Below are 25,879 nucleotides of genomic sequence, written 5' to 3'. Positions count from 1 at the left end.
CTGCGTACATTTAGATGTGACGGGAGGATTCTGCATCATATGGCTTATCATGTGAAAATCGATGTTTCACCGATATATGAAATGCTCAACAGCTTTTTGGTATATGTAACAAAGAAGTGGATTCAACATCTCGATGTTGGCCCCGAATGGATCATTGAGGTAGAAGGCAAACTAAGTTCCAACGTTCGAGCAGCGCTCGCACCTGCTGCCACCTGGCCTTTTGATGACTTTGATGTTTTGTTTGCATGGGCAGCCTATCGGAACACTTCTAATGAGAATACTGATTTTTTGGATATGCTTGCTGGACTTACAGCCGAAGAGCTGTTCGCACGCGTATCTGTTCTGCTGCCCCATCTTACAATTGAAGAATCTACACGTATTCGGGATAGCTATGTGCCACTTTTGCGACTCTGGGATCAGCATTACTGCCAGAATATGAGTGAGGATTATCGTACCTGGCTGGAGGAAGACGCTGAAGAGAAACGCATACTGCTTGATAAAATGGGACCTGAACTCCTTATCGAATACGCTACTGCGGGTGTGTTGGTGGAACCGATGCCTGGACTGGATGAAGTTATCCTGTTTCCAACCGTCCACAACCGCCCCATTAATATGTACTGCTTCTATGAGGGCATGATGATTATGCAGTATCCTGTAGATGCACCTGAAGAGGATGAAGACCAACCACCAACTTGTCTGCTTCGTTTCACACATGCCCTGGCTGATCCGGAAAGACTCCGTCTGCTCCGCTACGTGTCAGGTGAACCGAAGTCACTCGCTGAGATGTGTGAGGAGTTGGGCAAAGACGAGGATATGGTTAAAGATCAGGTTATGGCACTGCGCATCGCCGGATTGCTGCGAACCCATCTGCTCGGTAGTAATCGCAAAGAGAAATACAGTATTCGACCAGATGGCGTATCTGAATTGAACATGTTCCTGGAATCTTATATTCGCATATAAAGTTTGAACAACTGTGCTGCTGGCTGCAAGGAGTGAATTGAATATGAAAATAATAAAACAACATATTTTGTTTGATCTCGATGATACACTCGTGTACTGCAATAAATACTTCAACCTGGTGCTTGGTGAATTCTTTGAGAACATGCAGGAGTGGTTTGACGGACATGCCCTAACGGTTCAACAAATTAGGGAGAAACAGCTGGAGATTGATGTAACCGGGGTCAATAAACTGGGATTTGCAAGTCACCATTTCCCGCAATCCCTTATTGATACCTACCGTTACTTCTCCCAGAAGTTCTCAAAGCCCACCTCACGCAAAGAAGAGTCTTACCTCACCAAATTGGGAATGAGTGTATATGACCAAGAGGTTGAGCCTTATCCTCATATGGTTGAAACGCTAGAGAATCTTAAATCAGCTGGACATGCCCTCTATTTGTATACGGGTGGAGAAACCGTAATCCAGCAGCGGAAAATTGACCAGATGAAGCTCTCGGCTTATTTTGATGACCGGATCTACATTCGGCAACATAAGAATATTGAAGCGCTTGAAGGTATTCTCTCCACTGGCCAGTTTGAGCGTCGTGCAACTTGGATGATTGGAAACTCACTACGTACAGACATCATGCCAGCAGTGACGGCGGGAATCCATAGCATATATATCAAACAGCCGAACGAATGGCAATACAATATGGTGGAGCTTCAACCTAATCCCGAGACATCAATGTATACCATCACTGCCCTGGAAGAGGTACCGAAGGTCATCCATGAAAATATACAACAGCAGCAACAGAAAAGGACCCTTGGATAAGGGTCCTTTTTGTTTAATTATCATTTAAATTGAGGCTGGTATACCAGGCTTCACGTTCTTCTTAAAGCCTTTACATCCTATAAGCTTATGCATCCTGCTTTTCCGCAGATAGTTTGCCTGTTGCCTTATCTTGCAAAATAATACGCGCCTTCACCGTACTTCCGTCTTTTCGTTTAAAAGCCAGTACCTGAGTACTCCCCTTTTCAATCAACGCTTTTAACATCGTACTAGTAATTTTTTTGCCGACGTACTCTTTCCAAATGACAAACCCGCAGCCTTCCTTGAAACGTGTGCAGCCATAACCTTTCTTGCCTTCAATAATCTGACCGGTGCAACCCGGTGATGGACAGGATGCCAACGTTTCACGAACGCCCTGGCCCGACGAATTCGAAGATTGCTTTTGCGCCGTCGCATTCGCAACACTGGCAATTCTGGATGAAGCTCCCGACGTTTGACGTGAAGTCTTCGAACCTGTACTGGTAACCGCGGCAGGACCTGGAGTCTTGGCAGAAGTTGTTCTGGTGTTGGTTCTCTGGGCTTTGGCTCCCTTGCCTTTACCCCGCCCCCCACGTGTATCTTCCCCAAAAGCATCCGCTGGTGCCGGTGCCTGCACACGTACTTTATCAATGATGGACATCGTAAATTTTTTGACGTTCTCCATAAACTTGTCCTGGCCCGCTTCACCTTTGGAAATTTGGTACAATCTTCTTTCCCACTGCCCCGTCATTTCAGGCGAGGTTAACAAATCTACGCCGGCTTTGCGGATCAATTCAATGGCTGTCCGACCCTTCAACGTCAGTTGCATCTTTTTACCCTGCATCGTAATGTAACCCACGTTTTTAAGTCGTTCGATCGTTGCCGCACGAGTCGCTGGTGTACCCAGTCCACTGTCTTTCATTGCATCACGCAGCTCTTCATTCTCGATCTGTTTCCCTGCACTCTCCATTGCTTTTAGCAACGTTCCCTCAGTATAACTCTTGGGAGGCTGTGTCGCCTTCTCCTTGAATTCACTCTTGGTACATTGAACAGGCAATTCAGGTTGAACAGCAAATGCCTTATCTGTCCATTCCTCTGCTTCCTCTTCTTCGTTGCTGTTTTTCTTTGTCTTTTTCTTGCCTGTCTGCTCCTGATCTGAAGATCCCAGCACTACTTTCCAACCCAACGAGAGCAGTTCTTTCACAGATGTCTTGAACTGGTGCTTCTCAACGTCAGTGAGCACGGTATGCTGCTTATACTCTGCTGGCGGATAGAAATGGGATAAGAAACGTCTTACGATCAGATCATAGATATTCTGTTCATCCTTGGATAACGTACCCGGTCGTTTCAATGTAGGCAAAATCGCATGGTGATCCTCAACTCTGGACGGGTTACATACACCCTTGTTATTTTTATGAACGAGTTCAGGTTTCGCTCCTTGCGCCAGTTCACTATAGGGTCCATTTTTAAGCAGATTCAGCGTTTTGTGCATACCTTCAATATTCTGTTCCGTAACATAGTTTGAATTTGTCCGTGGATAAGAGATCACCTTATGTTTCTCGTAAAGCGCCTGTGCGATATCCAACGATTTCTTCGCCCCATATCCATACTTGGCATTTGCTTCACGCTGCAAAAGGGTCAAATCATACAACCGATATGGATACTCCTTGGTCTGTTTTGCTTCGTACTTGGTAATCTGTCCCGTTTCCCCCTTCACACTGGTCGCAATCGATTCAGCAACGGCGGGGTCGGTCAGCTTGTCCCCTTGACGTAATCCCCTGTACTCCACTCCTTCCTGACGAAACCATGCGGCTACTTCATAAAAGGTCTGGGACTGGAACGCTTCAATCTCGATTTCCCGATCATAGATCAAGGCCAGTACCGGAGTCTGCACCCGGCCTACAGAAAGTAAGGCATTATGTCTGGTGGTGAAAGCCCGTGATGCATTCATGCCAATCAGCCAGTCCGCTTCACTACGAGCCCTGGCAGCATGGGTCAAATTCTCAAATTCCGAGGCATCTTTCAAACCGTCAAAACCACGTTTAATACTCTCAGCGGTCAGATCCGATATCCACAGACGTTTGACAGGCTGACGCAGCTTCAACTGTTGTTGAATTAAGGCAAAAATATACTGTCCCTCTCGCCCTGCATCACAAGCATTAACGATGGCCGATGCCCTTTTCGCAAGTTCTCCGATCATTTTCAGTTGATCTTTCGTTCTGGGGTTAGGCACAATCTTAAACTGATCCGGAATGATCGGCAGGTCGCCGATATTCCAGCGCTTGTACTTTGAATCATAGGCATCCGGTTCAGCAAGTCCCAATAGATGACCAATCGCCCAGGTGATAATGTAATGCTCACCTTCCAAATAATTGCGATTGTTCTTGGCTCTTGGTTCTATGACGGCGGCAATGGTTCGGCCCATGTCGGGCTTTTCCGCAATAACCAGTGTCTTCATCCGTCCATCTCTCCTCCTTCACCGTCCAGATGACGGCAAAAAGGGGCCTTCCGCCCACGGAAGCCCCTTGCTTCTAAAACTTATTATATCAGATTTTGTTTGCGGGAGCATCCTCCCTATTGGATTTATCCTGCTGCCTGTTCATTCAAAGCCTGCTTCGCTCTGCACTCTTTGCATACGCCCTGAAAATCAAGCCGATGGTCTGTAACGGCAAAGCCGTACTGACGCTCGATTTGTTGTTCCAAACGAAGCAAGCCATCCTCCATGATCTCTTCCACAGTGCCACACTCTGTGCAAATCAAATGATGATGGTGATGTGAGCCGTCCGTACTTCGCAGGTCGAAGCGCGCAGCACCGTCCCCAAAATTAATCTTTTCCACGACCTGAAGATCACTAAGCAGTTCAAGCGTACGATATACGGTAGCTAGGCCAATCTCGGGAAATTGTTCCTTGACCAGCAAAAATACTTCTTCTGCGCTAAAATGATCCTTTTCATGCTCAAGCAATACACGTACCGTAACTTCTCGCTGCTGTGTCAGCTTATATCCTTTTGCAACCAATTGTTTTTTAATGTCATCAATCTGTTCTGAAATGGATTTGACCCGGTTACTTGCCATAAAGTCGCACCTCCGGATATTATAATTTCACAATTCGTGTAGTTTTTCATTAAGTGTGATTACGCCTCTTATTTATAATAATTATAATATAATAATAAATCTTCATGAGATAAAAAGCAATGCTATACCTCACAGTTGTCTAAAATAATTGTAGTTGAACGTCCCATGTTATCATAAAAACAACAAAAAACCCCCGCTAATTGCGAGAGTTTTGTTGTATCATTTATATATCTTATTCAAAAATTGCAAATCCATATCCATATGCGGCTCATTAAGTCATTATACGAGAACTGTAGCACCCATCAAGTATTTGTCCACTTCACGGGCAGCTTCACGGCCTTCATTAATTGCCCATACAACCAGACTTTGACCACGACGCATGTCACCTGCTGCAAATACTTTATCCACATTGGTATTGTATTTGCCGTAACGTGCCTTAACGTTGGTACGACGATCTGTTGCAAGTCCAAGTTGTTCCACCAGAGTCTGTTCCGGTCCGTCAAAACCGATAGCAATCATGGCCATTTGAGCTGGGAAGACGCGCTCTGTACCCGGAATCGGCTGATAGATTTTACGTCCCGTCTCATCTACAATACGCTCAATTTGAACGGTGTGAAGTTCTTTGAGATTCCCCTCGTCATCACCCACAAATTTGGTCGTCATGATCGAGAACTCACGTGGATCGTCACCAAACAGTGCTTTCGCTTCTTCTTGTGCATAATCAAGAGTATATACGTTCGGGAACTGCGGCCATGGGTTGTTAATGCGATCACGTTCCATAGGGGCCTGAGTATGTGTACCAAATTGTGTAATGCTTCGACAACCATGACGAAGCGATGTAGCTACACAGTCGGAACCTGTATCTCCGCCGCCGATGACGATAACATCCTTGTCCTGTGCTGACAGGTAGTTGCCATCCTCCAGGTTGGAGTCCAGGTAACTTTTGATGCTGCCATTCAGGAAATCCATGGCGTAGTGCACGCCTTTCAAGTCACTGCCTTCAATGTTGAACTCACGTGGTTTGGTTGCACCACCGCACAGGACAACGGCATCATAATCATCCACCAGTTGCTGCGCAGCAATATCTTTACCGATCTCCGTATTTGTTACAAATTGAATGCCTTCTGCTTCCAGCAAATCAACACGACGCTGAACGACGTTTTTATCCAATTTCATCGTAGGGATACCATACATCAGCAAACCGCCGACACGATCGGAGCGCTCGTATACCGTAACCGAGTGACCTGCTTTGTTCAACTGAGCTGCCGTAGCCAGTCCCGCAGGACCTGAACCTACAACTGCTACCCGTTTACCCGTACGTTTCTCCGGAGGCTGGGGAACAACCCATCCTTCTTCAAAACCCTTTTCAATAATCGCTTCTTCAATCGTTTTGATGGTTACAGGTTCACCGATAAGTCCCACTGTACATGATCCTTCACAAGGAGCAGGACAGACACGACCTGTAAACTCAGGGAAATTATTCGTTTTGTGCAGACGATCAAGCGCCTCTCTCCACAAACCACGATAAACCAGATTATTCCATTCTGGAATCAGGTTATGCACAGGGCAGCCCGATGTTCCGCCAGTCATATCTATACCTGTATGGCAATACGGGGTACCACAATCCATGCATCGTGCACCTTGTGTTCTGAGCTCTTCTTCAGCCATATGTTTATGAAACTCTTCCCAATCCTTAACCCGCTCCGCTGGTTGGCGGTCCGCAGGCAGCTGCCGTTTGTATTCCATAAATCCAGTAGGTGTAGACATCTTACGTTTTCCCCCATCCGTTCTTGTCTTAATCCCTTCATCTGCATGGTTCTATATGAAATGGATTACTCATGTTTGAGTTTTTTGTATATTGTATCACAAAATCTTCTCGAAGATATTTCAATTATAGTAGCACTTTGCTTGGCGAATATTAAATGGATTATCCGCATAATTATTTGTATTTTATACATCATATCGTCCATGTCTACCCATGGTCAATACCCTTAAATTGGTTATTTCTAAGGTGTGGCTGTACAACACCAGGCGTTTAATGAATGAAAAAATGGCAGAAACGTCATTTAAATGTAAGGTAATTTACCATTAAAAACAACCTTTTTTGCTGTTTTACGCTACCAGATCCGAACAATATCCGATTTTAGGACTTTACAACGGTGAAACCCTACAATTTTTATACTTTTTCACCATAGAGTGATTAGCGGCTATGTATTACATTCATTTTTTCGTTAATTTAACGTCATATTTATGTTATTTATATGTCATTCCACAATTATTTCATTTTAATTTTAAAAGAAAAGACGCTGTTCACGAATATTTCGTAAATCAGCGCCCCTATATTTCGTTTATAGCGTAAGTTTTGGGCTCTTCTACTTTATCTTATGTCCCTCTTACCGTTTTCGTTCATAGAACTCAAATGTATATGCATAAACATTTTTTTCATCTTGCTCGCCTTCAATCTGTTCTGTTAGCTCCCACTCCGACCAATCCACTTCCGGGAAAAAGGTGTCCCCCTCAAAATTCTCATGAATTTTGGTCACCACCAGACGATCTGCGAGCGGCAAAAACTCACGATAGATCTGGGAGCCGCCAATGACGCAAAGCTCTTCGCCTTTTGTAACTTCCAGACCTTCTTCAATCGTATGCACCACTTCAGCCTGATTCGCTTGGTAGTTCAGATCTCTTGTTACGACAATATTCCGACGTTGCGGAAGCGGCTTGCCTCCAAAGGACTCCCATGTATTCCGTCCCATAATAATCGTTTTGTTTATCGTACGCTGCTTGAAAAAGGCCATATCTTTAGGCAAACGCCACGGAATGGAATTGTTCAATCCAATAACGCCATTCTCGCCCATCGCCCATACAAGTTCAATACTCAAAGATTACACACTCCTTCAATCCGTGTCTGTTTAGAGGTTGTTCAAAATCACGCACTTAAACTGCAATCGGAGCTTTAATACCCGGATGATACTGATAGTTCTCAAACTCAAAATCATCAAATGTATAATCGAAAATGGAATCCGGCTTGCGCTTGATTACCAACTTAGGCAACGCATATGGCTCACGCTCCAACTGCGTTTTCACCTGTTCCACATGGTTCGAGTAGATGTGTACATCCCCACCGGACCAGATGAACTCTCCCACTTCAAGATCACACTGCTGGGCAATCATATGTGTCAGGAGCGCATAGCTGGCAATATTAAATGGCAGCCCGAGGAACGTATCTACAGAACGCATGGTAAGCATACACGATAGTTTACCCTCAGCCACGTAGAACTGAAACGCGAAATGACAAGGAGGCAATTTCATGTTGTTAATCTCCGCCACATTCCAGGCGCTAACGAGGTGACGCCGCGAATCCGGATTGTTTTTAATCGAATCAATAACGGCAGCAATCTGATCAATCTTCTCCCCGTTTGGCGCTTCCCAAGTACGCCATTGTGATCCATATACCGGACCCAAATCACCATTTTCGTCGGCCCAATCGTCCCAGATCTTCACACCGTTTTCCTTCAGATAGGATATATTCGTATCCCCGCTCAAGAACCACAACAACTCATGAATGACTGATTTCAGATGAATTCGCTTGGTTGTTACCAGCGGGAACCCTTCGGATAGATCATATCTGAGCTGTCTGCCAAATACCGACTGTGTTCCAGTTCCGGTGCGATCTCCCTTATGCACGCCTGTATCCAGGATATCCTGTAATAAATCGAGATAGTTTTTCAAATTATATTCCCCTCGCACTTCTAATTTCATAGCAATAAAAACAAACAAGAACATTCACATAACTTGTGTTTGTTCCAATTTGCCTTATTTGAAAGCAGCATCGACCTAAGCTCTATGCTGTCATATTGGTTGTTCCAGTGTACCACATTGAGCTTCTGATTGCATGATTAACAGGCTCTCAATTTAGTTGTTCACATAAAAAAAGGGACAGACAACGCTGTAACACGTTATCCATCCCTTCTTGATTTACGTATAATGCCGGACGAATCCGAAGCTAAGACGATATTAGCGGGAAATGATGTGGATCGGGTGACCCATAACCAGTTCCGCAGCTTCCATCACGATTTCGCCCAAAGTAGGGTGAGCGTGAATAGTCAGCGCCAAATCTTCCAGAGTTGCACCCATTTCAATTGCGAGGCCAAGCTCAGCAATCAGGTTGGAAGCTTCCAGACCTACGATTTGACAACCCAACACGAGGCCGCTTTCTTCGTCAGCAACGATTTTCACGAAGCCTTCAGCGTGGTTCAAAGATACAGCACGGCCATTACCCGCATAAGGGAATTTGCCAGCTTTTACTTTGTAGCCTTTTTCTTTAGCTTCTTTCTCAGTGTAACCTACGCTGGAGCACTCAGGATCTGTGAACACAACTGCCGGCATACATTTGTAGTCAACTACAGATGGTTGTCCTGCGATCGCTTCAGCAGCCACTTTACCTTCATAAGAAGCTTTGTGGGCAAGTGCCAGACCGGATACGATATCACCAATTGCAAAGATGTGAGGAATGCTAGTACGGCCTTGGTGATCAACTTTGACAAATCCACGCTCGTCAACGTCTACGCCAATCAGGTCCAGACCAAGCTCTCCGTCTGTATTTGGACGACGTCCAACAGTAACGAGCAGGTAATCTGCAGTTACTTCTTTGGATTCACCATTTACAGAATATTTAACAGTTACATCTTTATCCGTTTGCTCAGCACTTTCAGCTTTTGCACCCGTTACGATTTCGATGCCTGTTTTCTTCATGTTTTTAGCTACGAGGCTAGTCATGTCTTTATCGAAACCTGGCAGTACAGTATCCAAACCTTCGATGATTGTTACTTTTGCACCGAATTTGGAGTACATTTGACCAAGCTCAGCACCGATATAACCGCCACCGATAACGATCATGCTTTTTGGAACTTCAGGCAAATTCAGAGCTTCTGTAGAAGACAGAATGCGTCCGCCAAACGGGAAAGGTTTCAGCTCGATTGGACGGGAACCTGTTGCAATGATTGCATTTTTGAATTTGTAACGTGGAGACTCGTGATCATTGAATACACGAGCTTCGTTTTCGTTGATGAACATGCACTCACCGTTGAAAACTTCAACTTTGTTGCCTTTGAGCAAACCAGCTACGCCGCCAGTCATTTTCTTAACAACGCCGTTTTTGAATTCTTGAGTTTTGCTGAAGTCCACTTTTACGTTCTCAGCAGAGATACCAAAAGCTTCGCCGTGCAATGCAGACTCATATTGGTGTGCAGCCGAGATCAGGGCTTTGGATGGAATACATCCACGGTTCAAACAAACGCCACCCAGCTCGGATTTGTCTACGATCAATACGCTTTGGCCCAGTTGAGCAGCACGGATGGCAGCTACATAGCCACCAGGACCCGCACCAATTACTAATGTGTCGATATTGAGAGAAGCGTCGCCTACTACCATATCTTACACCTCCATAACAAGCAGCTCAGGGTTAGCGAGCAGCTGTTTAATGTAGTTCATAAAGTTTTGTGCTGTTGCGCCATCAATGATACGGTGGTCGAAGCTCAGGGAAAGAGCCATTACAGGTGCTGCAACAACTTCGCCATTTTTGATAACGGCTTTTTCGCTGATGCGTCCAGTTCCGAGAATTGCAACTTCAGGGAAGTTGATGATCGGAGTAAAGAACATACCGCCAGCAGAACCGATGTTACTGATGGAGATTGTGCTTCCTCTCATTTCGTTCGCGCTCAATTTGCCATCGCGGCCACGAGCTGCCAGATCACGAATGGAATCAGCGATCATCCAGATGGATTTACGATCAGCATCTTTGATAACAGGAACGATCAAGCCGTTGTCTGTATCTGTAGCGATACCGATGTTGTAGTATTTTTTGTATACAATTTCATTAGCTTCTTCATCGATCATAGCGTTCAATGCTGGGAACTCACGGGAAGCTGCAACCAGAGCTTTAACGATGAATGGCAGATAAGTTACTTTTGTACCTTTTTTCTCAGCGATAGGTTTCATGCGAGTACGGAAAGCAACCAATTCAGTTACGTCCACTTCGTCCATGATTGTAACGTGAGGTGCTGTGTAAGCCGATTTAACCATCGCATTGGAGATCGCTTTACGGATACCTTTGAATGGTACACGTTCTTCTTCCACACGTTGATCAGCTGCTGCAGCTGCTGGTGCTGCGGATTTTTTCTCTTCTTGAGCCGGAGCTTCGGAAGATGCCGCTGCGGAAGAACCGCCACCGTTTTTGAAGGATTCAACATCTTCTTTGGTAACTTTACCGTTGTTGCCAGTACCGTTAACTTGAGCGATGTCTACGCCTTGTTCGCGAGCAAATTTGCGCACGCTTGGTGTTGCCAGAACGTCTTTGGCAGGTACTGCCGGAACGCTGTTGTTGCCGCCTTCTTTAGCTGCATCCGAGCTGGAAGCTGCTGCGGAAGAACCGCTTGTGTCAGCTCCGCCTTGGGCTGCATCTTTTTCTTGCTCGCCTGCAGGAGCGTCGTCTTGCTCTGGAAGCTCGCCTTCAGCGTCGATGATTGCAACAACTTCGCCAACGTGGCAAACTTGGCCATCTTTTGCGAATACTTCTGTTACTGTGCCGTTAACCGGACAAGGTACTTCAACGACCGCTTTGTCATTCTGTACTTCCATGATGATGTCGTCGTCAGTTACTTTGTCACCGACTTTGATGTGCATCTTGATGATTTCGCCTTCGTGAAGGCCTTCGCCCAGTTCAGGGAATTTGTATTCAAATTTAGCCAACTGAAAAACCTCCTTGATTATGTCTCAATCCTGAAAACAACCCTTAACTCCAAGAAACAACCGTTACTGCTAGTGCAATAAACTGTTACTCAAGGGGCTAATGGCTGTTTACAGTGCAGCTTGCGCTGCGGTGTGGATCACCATACTGCGCCTTGCGGCATGTCAGATGATTAAATTAGAAATTTACGACTTTGTTAACCGCAGCAACGATACGCGCTGGGTTAGGAAGCCATGTATCTTCGATTTGTGCAAATGGATATACAGTATCCGGACCAGCTACACGCAGAACCGGTGCTTCCAAGTGCAGGATTGCTTTTTCATTGATTTGGGCAATGACTTCAGCTGCAACACCTGCGCTCTTTTGAGCTTCCTGTACAACAATTGCACGGTTTGTTTTCTTAATAGAAGCAACGATTGTATCGATGTCGATCGGGCTAACCGTACGAAGGTCGATAACTTCAACTTTAATTCCTTGTTTTTCGAGCTCTTCTGCTGCTTTCACAGAAGTGTGAACCATCATACCGTAAGTAATGATAGTTACATCAGAACCTTCACGAACAATGTTCGCTTTGCCCAGCTCAACTGTATAATCTTCTTCAGGTACTTCTGCACGGAATGCATGGTACAAGTTCAAGTGCTCCATGAAAAATACAGGGTCGTTATCGCGAATAGAAGCGATCATCAGACCTTTTGCATCGTAAGGGTTAGAAGGAACAACCACTTTGATACCCGGAGTTTGTGTAAGCAGACCTTCAAGGGAATCTGTGTGCAATTCTGCCGCTTTTACACCGCCACCGAATGGTGTACGGAATACGATTGGAGAATTATATTTACCGCCGGAGCGGAAACGCATACGAGCTGCTTGAACTACCATTTGGTCAAGGGCTTCGAAGATAAAACCAACGAATTGGATCTCGGCAACCGGACGGAAACCTTGAACACCCAAACCTACAGCCAGACCGCCAATAGCGGACTCAGCGAGTGGAGTATCAAATACACGCTCTTCGCCAAACTCTTTTTGCAGACCTTCCGTTACACGGAAAACGCCGCCTACATTACCTACGTCTTCACCGAAAAGCAGAACGTTAGGATCACGTTTCAACTCAACGCGAAGCGCATCACGGATTGCTTCTTTCATGTTCATTTGTGCCATTTGCTTCATTTCCTCCTTAAACATTGACAGTTCACATTTGAATTCATACATGTATACCGGGACACCGGAACCCGTCCCGGATGTTTATGCTTTATCGGAAAAAACTTATTGGAAATCAGCTTTTTGCTCTTCCAAGTGCTTAGGCGTTTGTTCGAACATGCTGTCGATCAAGCCTGAAATCGTCATTTTCTCGGTTTTTTCCGCTTTTTTGATCTCTTCGTTCACTTTTGCTTTTGCTTCTTCTTTCACACGTGCTGTATCTTCTTCAGTCCAAAGACCTTTTTTCTCCAGATATTTAGCAAAACGTGCGATTGGATCTTTAGCATTCCATTCTGCCTCTTCTTCTTTTGTACGATACTTGGAAGCATCGTCAGAAAGGGAGTGAGGACGGAAACGGTAAGTTACTGCTTCGATCAGAGTAGCGCCTTCGCCGTTGCGACCACGTTCAGCAGCTTCCTGAACCGCTTTGATAACTGCGAAGATGTCCATACCGTCAATTTTAACACCTTTGATACCTGCTGCTACCGCTTTGTGAGCGATGGACAGAGCTGCCGTTTGTTTGGCAAAAGGAGTTGTGATGGCATAACCATTGTTTTGCACGAAGAAAATAACAGGCAATTTGTAAACACCAGCGTAGTTCAGACCTTCATAGAAGTCACCTTCTGAAGAACCACCATCACCTGTGTACGTAATTACCACTTGTTTTTGTTTCTTCAATTTGTAACCCATAGCAATACCCATTGCGTGCAGAATTTGTGCACCAATGATGATTTGCGGCATCAATACATTAACGCCATCCGGAATTTGTCCACCATGTTGGTGTCCACGGGAGTACAGGAACGCTTGATAAAGAGGAAGTCCATGCCACACGAGTTGCGGAATGTCGCGATAGCCAGGACATACAAAGTCTTCTTTTTCAATTGCAAATTCACTACCAACCATTGTAGCTTCTTGACCAGATACTGGAGCATAGAAACCAAGACGACCTTGACGGCCCAGGTTTACTGCACGGTCATCCCACGTACGGGTAAATACCATGCGGTACATAATTTCTTTTAATTGATCGTCGGAAAGTTTAGGCATCATGTCTTTGTTAACGATTTCGCCGTCAGGAGACAGCACGGACAGAGCTTCTACATCCTCCGTATATACTTCATAAGGAACCTTGCTCATTTTTTTCTTCACCTCAACAAAAAATTTGAATATCAAGTTCCGCTGTTATAATATTATTATACACCTGTTTCACTGCATACGTCAAAGATATCCGTAATTTTTTTATGTTTCCTTTCGGATTGTATGTATAACAGGGGCTTAATATTGGTATAACAGCATAATACATGTTTGCGTATTTGACCTATCCCCGCACAAGATTAATCTTACCGTATTGCGCGGTCGAATGCAAAAATTTACCGAGAAAGGTGACGTTTTATGACGGATTCCCGCTATTTGAAACGCACGATTGTAAAGGAAGAGATTGAGAGCCGCTATCTCGGAGAGAAGCGCACACTACGAATTTATCTCCCCCCAGGCTATAACGAATTGTTATCTTACCCTGTCGTTTATTGTCAGGACGGTGAAGAATTTTTTAACTTTGGACGCATCGCCACCACTGCCAACCGTATCATTCTCGACGAGGGAGCCGAACCTTTCATTATAGTAGGAGTTCAGGTTGACGTGTCAGTAAGAACTCAGGAATACGCCCCTTTCGGCGATCGGTTCAAGGCATATACCTCATGCTTCGCTGAAGAGATTATTCCCTATGTAGAAGAGAAATATCCTGTGCGCCGCTCTCCGCAGGAACGTGTACTTGCTGGCGACTCTCTGGGTGGCAGCGTCTCGCTTCATCTTGCTCTGCTCTATCCAGACCTGTTCACACGTGTCATCAGTATGTCTGGAGCTTACTACACAGCTTCCCAGGAAATCTACGCTGCTGCTGAAGACTTGTCCTGGTTGTCGATCTGGATGATTGTTGGTTTGCAGGAGACTGCCTTTGAAGCCGATACCGGCACGTATGATTTTGTTCAATTAAACCGGGATACCCGTGATTTGCTGGAAAAACGAGGTGCACTCGTCTCCTATCAGGAGAAAGACGGGCATCACCAATGGGGATTCTGGCAGAAGGAACTGCCGGAAGCATTGCTTTACTTTCTTCAGGAAAATTAATTCGATCATTGAACAGGCGGCTGAAATGCCGCTTTTGTTTTATAATGGCATGATACCGCTTACATTAACACTCAAAAAAGAAGCAGGTTTTCCTGCTTGTCCATTCCGGCTTCTTCTTTTATATCACACTTGTCATTCCTAGAAAACATCACCGATTGTTATATTAAAGAATGTTCCTTTCAATCCGATCTAGCAACACGTCGCAGCCTGCATCAACCAGCCTGTACACTTCTTCAAAATTCCCCGTATAATACGGGTCAGGTACTTCACGGAGCGTCTCGTCCGGCAGCAGATCCATCATCTTGATAATTTCCGCATCCTCACCACCTGTTACACTTCTTACGTTAGCTGCGTTGGAATCATCCATGCATATAATGTAATTAAAATGTGTGAAGTCCGCACTCCCAAATTGTCTTGCCGCCATATTGGCATAAGAAATTTGATATGAATCAAGCAATGTTCGAGTCCCCTCATGCGGAGGTTTGCCAACATGCCAGTCTCCTGTACCTGCTGAGTCCACCGAAATCTGCTGATCAAGTCCTCTTTCACTCACTTTATGACGGAGGACAGCCTCAGCCATCGGTGAGCGGCATATGTTGCCCAAACATACAAACAAAACGTTAATCATGTTATTCCCCCTTACTCAAGGTGCGGTTAAGTGGCGCTGGTGCTGTCTGAGGTTTCACACTCTCCGTTTGTACCAGAGAACGACGGGGCAGCTTCCATTTATAATGAACAGAACACATCCGGAAGAACACAACTGCGGCGAAACATATTAACAGTCCAACGTTCGTTGTGAACCATCCCATACCAATGGCAAAACCAGCTGTTATTGCCCACACGGCATAAATTTCATCGCGCAGTACCAGGGGCTTCCTGCCTGCCAGCAGATCACGAATGATCCCTCCGCCTATACCGGTCATCACTGCGGCTACAATAACCGCACTAATGGGATGTCCCATATTGGCCGCGTACAACGCCCCTTGAATCGCAAAAGCTGCAAGTCCAATCGCATCGAATAGCGCTTCTGTCCGCTTCCAGTGACCAATCCACTTAAGAGGTAGTACAAACGCAATCGCCACAGATATTAGGGCGAGCATAATCAGCATTCCCTGGCTCCACAGCATGGTTACGGGTACACCAATGAGAACATTACGAATGACTCCGCCTCCAAATGCGGTCACGAGCCCCAGTACCAGCACGCCCAAAATATCATATTCCTCTTCCATTGCCACGAAAGCTCCGGACATTGCAAACGCAATGGTACCTATAATGCTGAATACTTCAAAAATGTGCAAGTCCAACCTGTTCAAACCTCACTTTTCAAGTCATCTCCATGTCGCTCTACCCATTGTATCCGCGCAGGCTGAAATTGTGCAACCACATTTTGTGGATTATACTGGTTTAGTGAATGATTTTTGCACCATACTAACACCTTAAGTTAGAAGTGAATTGTTTCTTTATTGATTAGGAAGGATGAAATAGAATGACTCAGAAACGAATTGTTATTTTTACAGGCGGAAACCTCTCTCCTCAATTTTTAGATGAAATCGGTAAGGATGACATCATTATCGCAGCCGATCGTGGGGCGTTATTCTTAATCGAACATGGGATTCAGCCACATATTGCAGTAGGAGATTTTGATTCCATTACCGAGCAGGAACGGGAGAGTGTACGAGATAACAGCGAACGAATAATCACCTGCGATCCTGTGCATAAGGATTTGACGGATACAGAGATGGCATTTGAAACAGCATTGGATCTTGAGCCTACTGACATTCTTATGTTGGGCGCAACGGGCACACGCATGGATCATACACTGGCTAACGTACATATTATGGTCCGCGCTATGCAGCATCATATTTCCTGTACTCTGCAGGATGAACACAATTATATGATGTTAACGACCTCCGAAGCTTTTGTGGAAGACCGTGGATATGAGTACATCTCCCTGCTCCCACTTACTAATGAAGTAACAGGTATTACGCTGGAAGGTTTCATGTACCCGCTAGATCAAGCCACTATACGCATGGGACAATCTTTGGGGATTAGCAACAAACTGCTTGGAAAGTCTGGCACCGTCTCGATCGATAGTGGGTTATTACTCATTATTCAGAGCAAAGATTAACCTTCCGCCTATACTTATTACGTTTTTGTAACCTATGATTTAGATTAAAAATAAGCGTATAAAACAACAAAGACCCTTGATATATCAAGGGTCTTTTCTGTATTTGTAACATTCAGGTTTCGTCAATGATTAATTTTTTGACATTTTTAATGGTATTTTAATAAACAAACCCAAACCGTTGCGGCCGTAGGGATGATCAGGTTCCATCCAATTTCTAGGCTGTTACAAAGCTGTTATACTCGCTCTAGCAACTAAACGAAAACGAATTTTGGAGGTACTCACATGAAAACAAACATCTTTGTCCAAAAGGCCGTAACCGTCGGGTTGTGCGCTACACTAGGTTTTGGAGCTGTATTAATGACTAATGCACCTGTTGCACAGGCAGCAAGCGCTTCTGTATCCACAGGACAACAAATCGTGAACTATGGTAAAACCTTTACAGGAACTCCATATAAATTTGGCGCGTCAACTTCTACAACCAAGAATTTTGACTGCTCTTCTTTTATGAAATACATCTTCAAAAAGTATGGTGTAGACTTGCCACGTACATCCGTTAAGCAATCCCAAGAAGGTGTAGCTGTTTCCAAAGCTAATCTGCAAGTGGGAGATCTGCTCTTCTTCTCCAGCGGTAGTCGCTCCACAGGCTCCAATATTACTCACGTAGGAGTATATGCAGGAGACGGAAAAGTTCTTCACACGTACGGCTCGCCAGGTGTTACTCTCTCCGACTTGAACTCGGGGAACTGGAAAAAAACATATATTAAAGCTCGTCGCGTACTGTAGCTCATATTCCGAAAATAACGAAGCGAGTGGGGCCGGATCTGATGATCCGGTCCTTTTATGTTTACCCAATGAAGTTCTCTGTCCAAATAGGAGTTATGTGGAAAACAGGCACTGAGTTCGGCGATACAACCTCTTTTATTTAGTATAAAGCATATAACCGACTCCACGAACGGTATGAATTAATTTAACACTCCTCCCCTTATCCACCTTCACCCGTAAATGTTTGATATACACATCCACTACATTGGTATCCATTGCAAAATCATATCCCCATACTTCCCTTAAAATAACGCTCCGGGGACACGCTTCGTTCACATGACGAGCCAGAAACTCCAGCAATTCGTATTCTTTCGGTGTTAATACCAGATATTCACCTGCACGACTCACGCGACGTGAACGCAGATTCACCTTGAGATCATGCACTACAATGACTTCTTCATCTTCCTGTGAAGCATGCGAGAATACACGTAAAAGATTCCGTATTCTGGCCATCAACACATTACCGTGAATAGGTGCTTCCATCACATCATTAGCGCCATAATCGAGTAATTCCACAATCAATTCAGGCGATATCTTGGGGGTTATCACAAATAATGGAGAAGTGACTCCTATGTGTACGAAAGACTCTAATCCATGTTTCAGGGTATCTTCATTACATCCTTCATTCATTAATATGATCATATTGAGATTCGTGAGTGTTAGTTCAGAAATACGGTTCAGATCTGTCCATTCCATTTGCTCGACTTGATACCCTTCAGCACACAGTATTCCTTGAATAAAAGAAACCAGATCGCCCCTGCCAACCAGTAATATGGATGTTTTCATTTTTTCACCCGGCCTGTCTTATACGCTGCTACATTTGTTGATTTCAATTACACTGGGTCCCCACATCCTTGTGACCATTGTGCATCGCAGCATTGTTGTATGTTTATCATGCCGTAAAATGAAAAAGTCCATTCCCGGAAGGAACGGACTCGGAACAATCATTTATTTTTTCTCTAACCAAAGTACCGGTGAACCAGCGTACGCGCCTCCGCCGTGTCTTTTGTTCCATGAACCAGAACGCGACCATCCTGAAAGATGACCATCCTGTGCGCTCCAGTTGTAAAAGAAACCAAAAACGGATTAGCCTCCACGTGGCCTTCATCCAGCTTGCCAAGGCGATCAGCCGTATGCTGTAGATCCAGATTCATCCGCCGTGAAGGGCGAATCTGTACCGTATCCCTGCCACATAATACGTCTGTTTTTGCCAGATTGGAGGCAGAGAGGTACGGATAGTTAGCCTTTGCTCCGCAGGAAGGACAATCTTCTTTTCGGGCACCGTCGACGTTAATGGATATGTATTCATTTCTCCACACATCGAATGATAACAACTTGCGTCTCAGTGCATCTGAATTACCACTGAGAAACTTCATCGCTTCCGCAGTCTGATTAGCTGTAACCATCTGCACCGCCTGAGGGATAATGCCTGACGTATCACAGGTGTCCCCACCTAACGGAACCTCACCCAACAAACAGTTTAAACAAGGTGTTTCGCCAGGCAGAAATGTGTAGGTAATTCCATAACTGCCCACACATCCGCCGTAAATCCAAGGAATACGATACTTTTGAGACATATCATTTATTAATAGCCGGGTATCAAAATTATCTGTGGCATCCATGATCAAGTCTGCGTTCTGAATCAGTTCCTCCAGCTCGTCTACTCTGACATCCATCACTTTGCCTACAACCTCAATAGTAGAATTAATGTCAGATAGGCGCTTCTTTGCTGCCATCGCTTTGGGCATTCGCTGAATGGCGTCTTGTTCTATATACAATTGCTGTCGCTGAAGGTTGCTCCACTCCACATAATCTCGATCTGCAATGGTAATATGGCCAATTCCTGAACGAACCAGCGTTTCAGCAATGCCCGTACCTAGCGCGCCCGCTCCAACAATTAATACTCTGCTGTTATTCAATCTACGCTGACCTTCCTTACCGATAGGTGCATACCGTTCCTGTCTGGAATAGCGGTCTGCCTGTTCAGAAGATCGTGTCTGATTAGTCATGTATGAACCATTCCTTCCGCCGGACTGCTCGCTGCTGCATAGCGCTTAACGGGAATCATGCCTGCCTCATATGCCAGTCTGCCTGCTTCAACCCCCATTCGCATTGCCTTCGCCATCTTCACCGGATCTCCGGATCCGGAGACAGCCGTATTCAACAATACACCGTCAGCTCCCAGCTCCATCGCATGAGCAGCATCTTTAGGTGCTCGAAGTCCTGCATCCACAATAACAGGAACGACGGCTTGTTCAATAATAATCTCCAGATTATAGGGATTAATAATCCCTCTTCCCGCCCCTATGGGTGAAGCCCCAGGCATAACAGCATGTACGCCGAGTAGTTGCAATCGCTTGGCCAGAATAACATCGTCCGAGATATAAGGCAGTACCGTAAAGCCCTTTTCAAGCAAGATTTCGCAAGCTTTATAGGTTTCAATCGGGTCAGGAAGCAATGTGATTCCATCGCCGATAACTTCTACTTTTATCATATCACAAAGTCCTGAAGCTCGGGCAAGTTCAGCGATTCGCACAGCCTCCTCTGCTGTTGAAGCACCCGCTGTATTAGGAAGAAGGGTATACCTTTTCAAGTCCAGTGTGTCCAGAAAATGCTGTTTGTTGCGATCTTCCAGATTTAATCGTCTAACTGCAAACGTTAATATTTCCGTACCTGAGGCTTCAACCGCCTGGCTCTGCACTTCCAATTCCGAAAATTTGCCTGTACCCAGAAGCAATCTAGACTCAAACGTATAATTTCCAATCCTCAACATGATTCAACCGCCTCCCACAAAATGTACAATTTCAATCCGATCTCCGTCTCTTAACGCCGTCGTTTCATGATATTCCCGCGTTAAAATTTGCCGATTCAATTCAACCACGACGGTTTTCACTTGCAAATTAAATGAATGGAGCAATTTGTCCACACGATTTAAGTTATCTTCAATTTGCATGGTTTGTCCGTTGACAATGATGTTCACTGCAACATCTCCTTTATGTTCAAACGTTCTGGACAAAGGTCCTGAATCTCCAGTTCTTCCGAGGTTTTGCCACCAATCAAGTCAGCCATGAGGCTAGCTGTAATCGCACTAAGCAATATGCCGTTACGATAATGTCCAAAAGCAGCGAATAAACCTGGAACACTTTCACAAGCCCCCACATACGGCAGTCCATCCGGAGTTGAAGGACGGACACCAGCCCACGCTCGGATAAAATGTGCTTCCTTCATGCCAGGTACCCAGTTTGTTGCAGCTGCAAGCAGCTTCTGAATGCCTTGCACCGAAACTTTCATATCTGTTCTTCCAGGAAGGCTTGTTGCACCGATCCATACTTCTCCATTAGCTTTGGGGACAATATATATATCCTCTGCATACACCGTTTTGTCAGGCCTGTACCCGGCATGGTGGGGTGAAAACTGCACGGCTGCAATCTCCCCCTTCACTGGTAAAACAGGGGATTTCAGACCAACATGTCTCATCAATTCTTCACCATGTAACCCTGTAGCAATAATGACATTTCTCGATGTCATCGTTCCTATTGAAGTCTCAATCCCTTGCACTCCATTCACATCCGTATGCAAACGGACATCCTGTACACCTTCCATCACCCTCGCACCCATGGCTTGAGCAGATCTGACATAAGCCTGCGTTAAATTGACAGGAAGAACCTCGCTCTCGGAAGGCCTGTAATATGCTCCATACGTATCCCTGTTTAACCATGAAGCTTCCTGTTGGACAGCGATACGATCCCACCAAATATGTTCTGTTGATAAGGTAGACGATCGATTGTTTTTGTAACTGCTGACCTCCCTGTATGAACGGAAAGGAGTAATAAAGCCATGCTGTTGCAGCCCCATTTCCACTCCGCTAAGCGAACTGATTCGTTCCTTCTGCTCATGAAGCAAAGCTCTGCTCTGCCGCGCAAGCTTTGCCATCACAGCATGAGTGAATTCCTCACTGTCAGCAGCAAGCATCCCGGCGGCTGCACAGGAAGTTCCTCCAGCGATCCGCGCACGCTCAACCAGAAGAACTTCATGACCACGCGTAGCGAGTTCACATGCGATGGCACAACCGATAACTCCTCCGCCTACAATAATGGTCTCTGCATAAAGCTTGCCTCGAATTTCCGCTCCAACTTTACTCCTGGATACTGTTCCTGAATGATATCCTGAACGATTCCTGCTTCGGCTTCTTGCTTCCTCTCTCATGGTCTCATCTCCTTGGTTCGGCGTACTTCTCTGAATCCGTGATTGCCTGTCGCAATGAAGCTACAGCCAGTTCCGGCTTATCGTTCGTCCAAATCGTTGAAATCACAGCCGCTCCTCTGGCACCAGCAGTTCGAATGGCAGCAACATTCTCAGGTCTAATCCCGCCAATCGCGATCACGGGAATCGAAACATTAGAGCATACCTCAGCTAACGCACTAAGCCCTCTGGGTTCGCAATTTGGTTTACTATTTGAAGCATAGACATGCCCATAAAAGAGATAATCCGCTCCCTGTTCTTCTGCAACTTTTGCCTCTTCCAAAGAATGAACCGATATCCCTACCCGAAGCCGATCGTTTCTCCTCAACACATCCTTATCGTAGTTCCGAATAACTGCTTGTCCCCAATGCACACCACCAAGCAACGCATGTTGATCCAGTTGATTTAAGCCATTCATAATGATTCGGTTAGATGGGACACCTCGTGTTTTAAGGCTTTGCGCCCAAAACATCTGTTGTTCAAGGGGCAGCTTTTTTTCCCGAATGTGGATATAATCGACCCATCGCCATACATCCTTGGCAATATTCAGAAAAGAGTTCATATCTCCTGTACCTGGTGAAACCACATGCAGTTCGAATGATCGTGTTGTTACATGTTCGTGGAAGATTTCCGTCCTGTTCACCCTCCTCTTGCATGATTTAAGCTGATATAAACAACAAAAAAAGCCACTCCCGTAGGGGAGTGGCCACGAATTTAAAATTCATGGATCAACTGAATGACTGTCGCATGCAATTACTCTATACATAACGCATATCAACTATAAAAAACCAACATAGCCGCAACGCTGTATACTTAGAAACCGCATGATTCATCTTGCAGGCAATATCGCAAAGTCATCGATAACGCCCTTTGTCATTAGCTGAAACGCGCCACTTCCCTACGCTGGTATGATCCAGATCAGGTACAAAGGGTCCGGAATCGCATTCTTCCATCTCAGCCGCATCGTGCGACCCCCCTAGTGTTCATATGAAGCTGTAGCCTATGTTACCATAGACACCTTTTTTTGTCACCGTACATTTCCATTTATTACGTTATTGTTTCTCGGACCAAGCTTCAACATCCCACTTTTTGGTAACCCAACCTTCATAAAATTCAGGTTCATGGGATACGAGCAGCACGGTACCCTTGAATTCTTGCAAGGCACGTTTCAACTCTGCTTTCGCCGTCACATCCAAATGGTTTGTAGGCTCATCGAACAAAATCCAGTTACTTTCACGCATCAGAAGCTTACACAAACGAACTTTGGCTTGTTCACCACCACTGAGTGCGTTAAGCGGACGGGTGATATGCTCATTTTTCAATCCACAACGTGCGAGATGCCCCCGGACTTCATTCTGTGTCAGATGAGAAAATTCGTTCCACACATCTTCGATCGGGGTAATGTTTCCTGCTCGTACTTCCTGTTCGAAATAGGCTGTTTCCAGATAGTCACCCAGGAAGGTCTTACCGCTGATTGGTGGAATTTTTCCCAAGATAGTCTTGAGCAGTGTGGATTTACCTACACCGTTACAGCCGACAATGGCAATTTTCTCACCACGCTCAATCGTCATCGTCATTTTAGGCAATAATGCGTACGAATATCCAATTTCAAAATCAATACCCTCAAAGACGGTTTTACTACTCGCCCGAGCATCCTTGAATTTGAAAGTTGGTTTGGCCGCTTCATCCGGACGATCGATCCGTTCAATCTTGCCGAGCTGCTTCTCACGGCTCTTGGCACGACCGGAAGTGGAAGCGCGGGCTTTGTTCCGCTGAATGAAATCTTCCTGCTTCTTGATATATTCCTGCTGTTTCTCATAAGCATCAATATGCTGCGCCTTATTCATGTCGGCCATTTCAAGGAATTTGTTATAGTTCGCTGCATAACGCGTCAACTTGGCGAATTCTAGATGATAAATAACGTTAACGACCTCATTCATAAACTCCGTATCATGCGAAATCAGAATAAACGCATACGGGTAATCCTTCAGGTAACGCGTCAGCCATTCAATGTGTTCCACATCAAGATAGTTCGTCGGCTCATCCAGCAGAAGAGCAGTTGGTTTCTCCAGTAAGAGCTTGGCAAGCAATACCTTCGTACGTTGACCACCACTAAGCGCGGCCACGTCACGATCCAGACCGATGGCGGACAAGCCCAGTCCATTTGCCATCTCTTCCACTTTCACATCAATCAGATAAAAGTCACCTTGCTCCAATTGCTCCTGAATGTCACCCATTTCTTCCAGCAACAATTCAAGCTTGTCCGGATCGGCGTTTGCCATCTGATCCGTGATGGACATCATTTCTTTTTCCAGCTCCAGCAAGGGCAGGAACGCATCCTTAAGCACATCACGAATCGTTTTTCCAGGTGTGAGCTTGGTATGCTGATCCAGATATCCATAACGAACTTTGGGGGTCCATTCGACCTTCCCTTCGTCCTTTAACAATTTTCCGGTAAGGATGTTCATCAGTGTGGACTTGCCCACACCATTAGCACCAACAAGGCCTACACGCTCTCCGGCAAGTAAACGAAAAGATACATTTTTAAATAACGTGCGGTCTCCAAAATTGTGACTCACGTTCTCTACTGACAATAAACTCATAAGATGAGGTTGCTCCTATCTATTGGACATTACTATCGTTCCGAAACCCTATTTTAGCACAGGTGTCGCCTTTTCTGAAAGTAATGTAAACATCTCATGCAACCTCGCTTTTATATTACAAACAAACTGCCATTAATTTATGGAACAGTTATACTCAAAATACCCTTGCGCTGCCGCTTGTTTGGCATTTGTAAACACTTCTTCGGCTCTGTAACCATTGTTACATGTGGAAGGGTAAAAGTATTTTATTCCACTTACCGGATCAACTCCGCCAACGATCGCTGTTTTCTTCACCAGTCTGCCACCACCAATGGCATAATTGTTAATCTTTTGGTTACCTACAGGTATCCCCTGAATAAAAGCCATAAGCCCCGTGTCATTAATCGAATTGTACCAGTCTTCCTGTGAAATTAAAGGCATGGTAAAGGTATAGGAAACACCATTCCTTCTAGCAAACTCATTATGCCGGTTAATAACATCTGCCAAATCTTTCTGCACACTAGTCACGATCCGGCTTCGTCTGACCTGCTCAAACGTCTCGGCATTCTGAAGCAGAGGGATTTGCGTGCTGGAGGCCAGTTCTTTCTGGAATCCCTCCACCCACTTGCCCAAACCTGCGTCATAGGCATAAACATACCCATCGAGTGTGAAATTAATACTGCTACCATTTGAATCAGAATATGTATAGGGCTTTTTGGGACTCCAAACTTGCCGGAATGAATCTTCAAGATTTCCGGTCATTTCTGTTTCGTTCGCCAAAATATAGTAACCATCATAATCCAACACGACCATTGCAGGAATGTAATTAAACATGGCCCGTATAGCAGCAGGATCATCCTGAATCCCCATATTTAGCGCCATTGTTTGGGTAAACGTAGTCAAGGCAAGTTCTCTGTCCGCTTTAACAAATTTGGTTGAATCATACCCTGCTTCATCGTTTTGCTTTTCATTTTGATGCATCACAGCCCCTGCATCCAGTACAGCAGTCTGAAGTGCCATCTTATATCGATTGCTTAAATATTGAGCCTCTTGGGCGTTGTCCGTATTGTGAGAAATAACCCAAAATATAGGTAAAAAGATAAGCACAAACACAATGGATAGATCAATAGAAATAGGTAAGGATTTGATATGATCACCGCCTTTTCCCCTTCTCCGCACCGTGCGTGCGACTTTCATCGCACACGGCGCTCCATCTTTTT

At 45.2% G+C, this 25,879-nt stretch carries 24 protein-coding genes and 1 riboswitch; of the genes, 5 read left to right on the top strand and 19 right to left on the bottom strand.

All coding sequences use genetic code 11. From position 1 onward, the window contains the following. Positions 1–39 precede the first annotated feature (39 nt). The gene (locus ACFVQB_RS33130) at positions 40–960 is read left to right on the top strand and encodes an ArsR/SmtB family transcription factor (RefSeq protein WP_379449464.1); all 921 of its coding nucleotides are present in this window, start codon (positions 40–42) and stop codon (positions 958–960) included. 43 nt (positions 961–1,003) lie between these two features. Next, positions 1,004–1,768: an HAD family hydrolase gene (locus tag ACFVQB_RS33125; protein ID WP_379449462.1), complete on the top strand. Its 765-nt coding sequence runs from the start codon at positions 1,004–1,006 to the stop codon at positions 1,766–1,768. A gap of 85 nt (positions 1,769–1,853) precedes the next feature. Here ACFVQB_RS33125 and ACFVQB_RS33120 read toward each other — a convergent pair whose 3' ends face one another. The 9 genes from ACFVQB_RS33120 to pdhA all read right to left on the bottom strand — a co-directional run bounded on the left by ACFVQB_RS33120 (position 1,854) and on the right by pdhA (position 13,895). After that, positions 1,854–4,202 (bottom strand): type IA DNA topoisomerase, encoded by a 2,349-nt coding sequence (locus tag ACFVQB_RS33120; RefSeq protein WP_379449459.1) that lies wholly within the window; start codon positions 4,200–4,202, stop codon positions 1,854–1,856. A 125-nt stretch (positions 4,203–4,327) separates the two neighbouring features. Then, a complete protein-coding gene (gene fur / locus ACFVQB_RS33115; protein WP_024633997.1) occupies positions 4,328–4,795 on the bottom strand; it encodes a ferric iron uptake transcriptional regulator in 468 nt (155 codons plus the stop codon). Between the two features lie 303 nt (positions 4,796–5,098). Next, positions 5,099–6,586, bottom strand: a complete 1,488-nt coding sequence (locus ACFVQB_RS33110) for a glutamate synthase subunit beta (protein WP_024633996.1) — start codon at positions 6,584–6,586, stop codon at positions 5,099–5,101. A 626-nt stretch (positions 6,587–7,212) separates the two neighbouring features. Further along, positions 7,213–7,701, bottom strand: a complete 489-nt coding sequence (locus tag ACFVQB_RS33105) for a dihydrofolate reductase (protein ID WP_379449455.1) — start codon at positions 7,699–7,701, stop codon at positions 7,213–7,215. 55 nt (positions 7,702–7,756) lie between these two features. Beyond that, positions 7,757–8,551 (bottom strand): thymidylate synthase, encoded by a 795-nt coding sequence (thyA, locus tag ACFVQB_RS33100; protein WP_379449452.1) that lies wholly within the window; start codon positions 8,549–8,551, stop codon positions 7,757–7,759. A 285-nt stretch (positions 8,552–8,836) separates the two neighbouring features. Then, the gene (gene lpdA / locus ACFVQB_RS33095; RefSeq protein WP_024630356.1) at positions 8,837–10,252 is read right to left on the bottom strand and encodes a dihydrolipoyl dehydrogenase; all 1,416 of its coding nucleotides are present in this window, start codon (positions 10,250–10,252) and stop codon (positions 8,837–8,839) included. A gap of 3 nt (positions 10,253–10,255) precedes the next feature. Continuing rightward, positions 10,256–11,569, bottom strand: a complete 1,314-nt coding sequence (locus tag ACFVQB_RS33090; protein ID WP_063562830.1) for a dihydrolipoamide acetyltransferase family protein — start codon at positions 11,567–11,569, stop codon at positions 10,256–10,258. A 175-nt stretch (positions 11,570–11,744) separates the two neighbouring features. Continuing rightward, positions 11,745–12,722, bottom strand: a complete 978-nt coding sequence (locus ACFVQB_RS33085; RefSeq protein WP_379449447.1) for an alpha-ketoacid dehydrogenase subunit beta — start codon at positions 12,720–12,722, stop codon at positions 11,745–11,747. A 105-nt stretch (positions 12,723–12,827) separates the two neighbouring features. Beyond that, positions 12,828–13,895 (bottom strand): pyruvate dehydrogenase (acetyl-transferring) E1 component subunit alpha, encoded by a 1,068-nt coding sequence (gene pdhA / locus ACFVQB_RS33080; protein ID WP_053780908.1) that lies wholly within the window; start codon positions 13,893–13,895, stop codon positions 12,828–12,830. Between the two features lie 255 nt (positions 13,896–14,150). On the opposite strand from pdhA, the gene ACFVQB_RS33075 reads away from it, so the two are divergent. Further along, positions 14,151–14,885, top strand: coding sequence for an alpha/beta hydrolase (locus tag ACFVQB_RS33075; RefSeq protein ID WP_379449443.1), 735 nt, complete (start codon positions 14,151–14,153; stop codon positions 14,883–14,885). Between the two features lie 163 nt (positions 14,886–15,048). Here ACFVQB_RS33075 and ACFVQB_RS33070 read toward each other — a convergent pair whose 3' ends face one another. Then, complete coding sequence (locus ACFVQB_RS33070; protein WP_379449440.1) at positions 15,049–15,513, bottom strand: low molecular weight protein-tyrosine-phosphatase; 465 nt, start codon at positions 15,511–15,513, stop codon at positions 15,049–15,051. Position 15,514: 1 nt separating this feature from the next. Beyond that, entirely contained in the window at positions 15,515–16,183 is a 669-nt protein-coding gene (locus tag ACFVQB_RS33065) for a trimeric intracellular cation channel family protein (protein WP_063563197.1), read from the bottom strand. A 188-nt stretch (positions 16,184–16,371) separates the two neighbouring features. On the opposite strand from ACFVQB_RS33065, the gene ACFVQB_RS33060 reads away from it, so the two are divergent. Further along, complete coding sequence (locus ACFVQB_RS33060; protein WP_379449437.1) at positions 16,372–17,013, top strand: thiamine diphosphokinase; 642 nt, start codon at positions 16,372–16,374, stop codon at positions 17,011–17,013. 282 nt (positions 17,014–17,295) lie between these two features. After that, positions 17,296–17,796, top strand: a complete 501-nt coding sequence (locus ACFVQB_RS33055) for a C40 family peptidase (protein WP_379449434.1) — start codon at positions 17,296–17,298, stop codon at positions 17,794–17,796. A 135-nt stretch (positions 17,797–17,931) separates the two neighbouring features. Here ACFVQB_RS33055 and ACFVQB_RS33050 read toward each other — a convergent pair whose 3' ends face one another. The 8 genes from ACFVQB_RS33050 to ACFVQB_RS33015 form a co-directional block, all read right to left on the bottom strand. Continuing rightward, complete coding sequence (locus tag ACFVQB_RS33050) at positions 17,932–18,621, bottom strand: winged helix-turn-helix domain-containing protein (protein ID WP_379449431.1); 690 nt, start codon at positions 18,619–18,621, stop codon at positions 17,932–17,934. A 173-nt stretch (positions 18,622–18,794) separates the two neighbouring features. Then, positions 18,795–19,844 (bottom strand): MoeB/ThiF family adenylyltransferase, encoded by a 1,050-nt coding sequence (locus ACFVQB_RS33045; RefSeq protein WP_379449428.1) that lies wholly within the window; start codon positions 19,842–19,844, stop codon positions 18,795–18,797. After that, positions 19,841–20,608, bottom strand: a complete 768-nt coding sequence (locus ACFVQB_RS33040) for a thiazole synthase (protein WP_379449424.1) — start codon at positions 20,606–20,608, stop codon at positions 19,841–19,843. Before ACFVQB_RS33040 ends, ACFVQB_RS33045 begins: the two co-directional genes overlap by 4 nt. Before the next feature lie 3 nt (positions 20,609–20,611). After that, complete coding sequence (gene thiS / locus ACFVQB_RS33035) at positions 20,612–20,815, bottom strand: sulfur carrier protein ThiS (RefSeq protein ID WP_379449422.1); 204 nt, start codon at positions 20,813–20,815, stop codon at positions 20,612–20,614. Beyond that, positions 20,812–22,041: a glycine oxidase ThiO gene (thiO, locus tag ACFVQB_RS33030; RefSeq protein WP_379449419.1), complete on the bottom strand. Its 1,230-nt coding sequence runs from the start codon at positions 22,039–22,041 to the stop codon at positions 20,812–20,814. The genes thiS and thiO overlap by 4 nt, the downstream gene beginning before the upstream one ends. A gap of 4 nt (positions 22,042–22,045) precedes the next feature. Beyond that, positions 22,046–22,720 (bottom strand): thiamine phosphate synthase, encoded by a 675-nt coding sequence (locus tag ACFVQB_RS33025; protein WP_379449417.1) that lies wholly within the window; start codon positions 22,718–22,720, stop codon positions 22,046–22,048. A gap of 235 nt (positions 22,721–22,955) precedes the next feature. Beyond that, positions 22,956–23,065, bottom strand: a riboswitch (TPP riboswitch). 64 nt (positions 23,066–23,129) lie between these two features. After that, positions 23,130–24,680, bottom strand: coding sequence for an ABC-F family ATP-binding cassette domain-containing protein (locus ACFVQB_RS33020; RefSeq protein ID WP_379449414.1), 1,551 nt, complete (start codon positions 24,678–24,680; stop codon positions 23,130–23,132). Between the two features lie 132 nt (positions 24,681–24,812). Next, positions 24,813–25,856, bottom strand: coding sequence for a hypothetical protein (locus ACFVQB_RS33015; protein WP_379449524.1), 1,044 nt, complete (start codon positions 25,854–25,856; stop codon positions 24,813–24,815). Positions 25,857–25,879: the final 23 nt, after the last annotated feature.

The organism is Paenibacillus sp. NPDC057886 (assembly GCF_042796655.1).
Lineage (GTDB): Bacteria > Bacillota > Bacilli > Paenibacillales > Paenibacillaceae > Paenibacillus.
Note: the sequence above shows the minus strand (reverse complement) of the source record. Positions and strands in the feature narration are given on the sequence as shown.

Excerpts from the sequence above, each read along its gene's own strand:
- ACFVQB_RS33040 (WP_379449424.1), bottom strand. The coding sequence starts at position 20,608 with ATGTTGAGGATTGGAAATTATACGTTTGAGTCTAGATTGCTTCTGGGT.
- ACFVQB_RS33015 (WP_379449524.1), bottom strand. The coding sequence starts at position 25,856 with ATGAAAGTCGCACGCACGGTGCGGAGAAGGGGAAAAGGCGGTGATCAT.
- ACFVQB_RS33085 (WP_379449447.1), bottom strand. The coding sequence starts at position 12,722 with ATGGCACAAATGAACATGAAAGAAGCAATCCGTGATGCGCTTCGCGTT.
- ACFVQB_RS33060 (WP_379449437.1), top strand. The coding sequence starts at position 16,372 with ATGACTCAGAAACGAATTGTTATTTTTACAGGCGGAAACCTCTCTCCT.
- ACFVQB_RS33110 (WP_024633996.1), bottom strand. The coding sequence starts at position 6,586 with ATGTCTACACCTACTGGATTTATGGAATACAAACGGCAGCTGCCTGCG.
- pdhA (WP_053780908.1), bottom strand. The coding sequence starts at position 13,895 with ATGAGCAAGGTTCCTTATGAAGTATATACGGAGGATGTAGAAGCTCTG.
- ACFVQB_RS33120 (WP_379449459.1), bottom strand. The coding sequence starts at position 4,202 with ATGAAGACACTGGTTATTGCGGAAAAGCCCGACATGGGCCGAACCATT.
- ACFVQB_RS33070 (WP_379449440.1), bottom strand. The coding sequence starts at position 15,513 with ATGATTAACGTTTTGTTTGTATGTTTGGGCAACATATGCCGCTCACCG.
- ACFVQB_RS33020 (WP_379449414.1), bottom strand. The coding sequence starts at position 24,680 with ATGAGTTTATTGTCAGTAGAGAACGTGAGTCACAATTTTGGAGACCGC.
- thiO (WP_379449419.1), bottom strand. The coding sequence starts at position 22,041 with ATGAGAGAGGAAGCAAGAAGCCGAAGCAGGAATCGTTCAGGATATCAT.
- ACFVQB_RS33050 (WP_379449431.1), bottom strand. The coding sequence starts at position 18,621 with ATGAAAACATCCATATTACTGGTTGGCAGGGGCGATCTGGTTTCTTTT.
- ACFVQB_RS33125 (WP_379449462.1), top strand. The coding sequence starts at position 1,004 with ATGAAAATAATAAAACAACATATTTTGTTTGATCTCGATGATACACTC.
- ACFVQB_RS33055 (WP_379449434.1), top strand. The coding sequence starts at position 17,296 with ATGAAAACAAACATCTTTGTCCAAAAGGCCGTAACCGTCGGGTTGTGC.
- ACFVQB_RS33075 (WP_379449443.1), top strand. The coding sequence starts at position 14,151 with ATGACGGATTCCCGCTATTTGAAACGCACGATTGTAAAGGAAGAGATT.
- ACFVQB_RS33045 (WP_379449428.1), bottom strand. The coding sequence starts at position 19,844 with ATGACTAATCAGACACGATCTTCTGAACAGGCAGACCGCTATTCCAGA.
- lpdA (WP_024630356.1), bottom strand. The coding sequence starts at position 10,252 with ATGGTAGTAGGCGACGCTTCTCTCAATATCGACACATTAGTAATTGGT.
- ACFVQB_RS33130 (WP_379449464.1), top strand. The coding sequence starts at position 40 with ATGGCTTATCATGTGAAAATCGATGTTTCACCGATATATGAAATGCTC.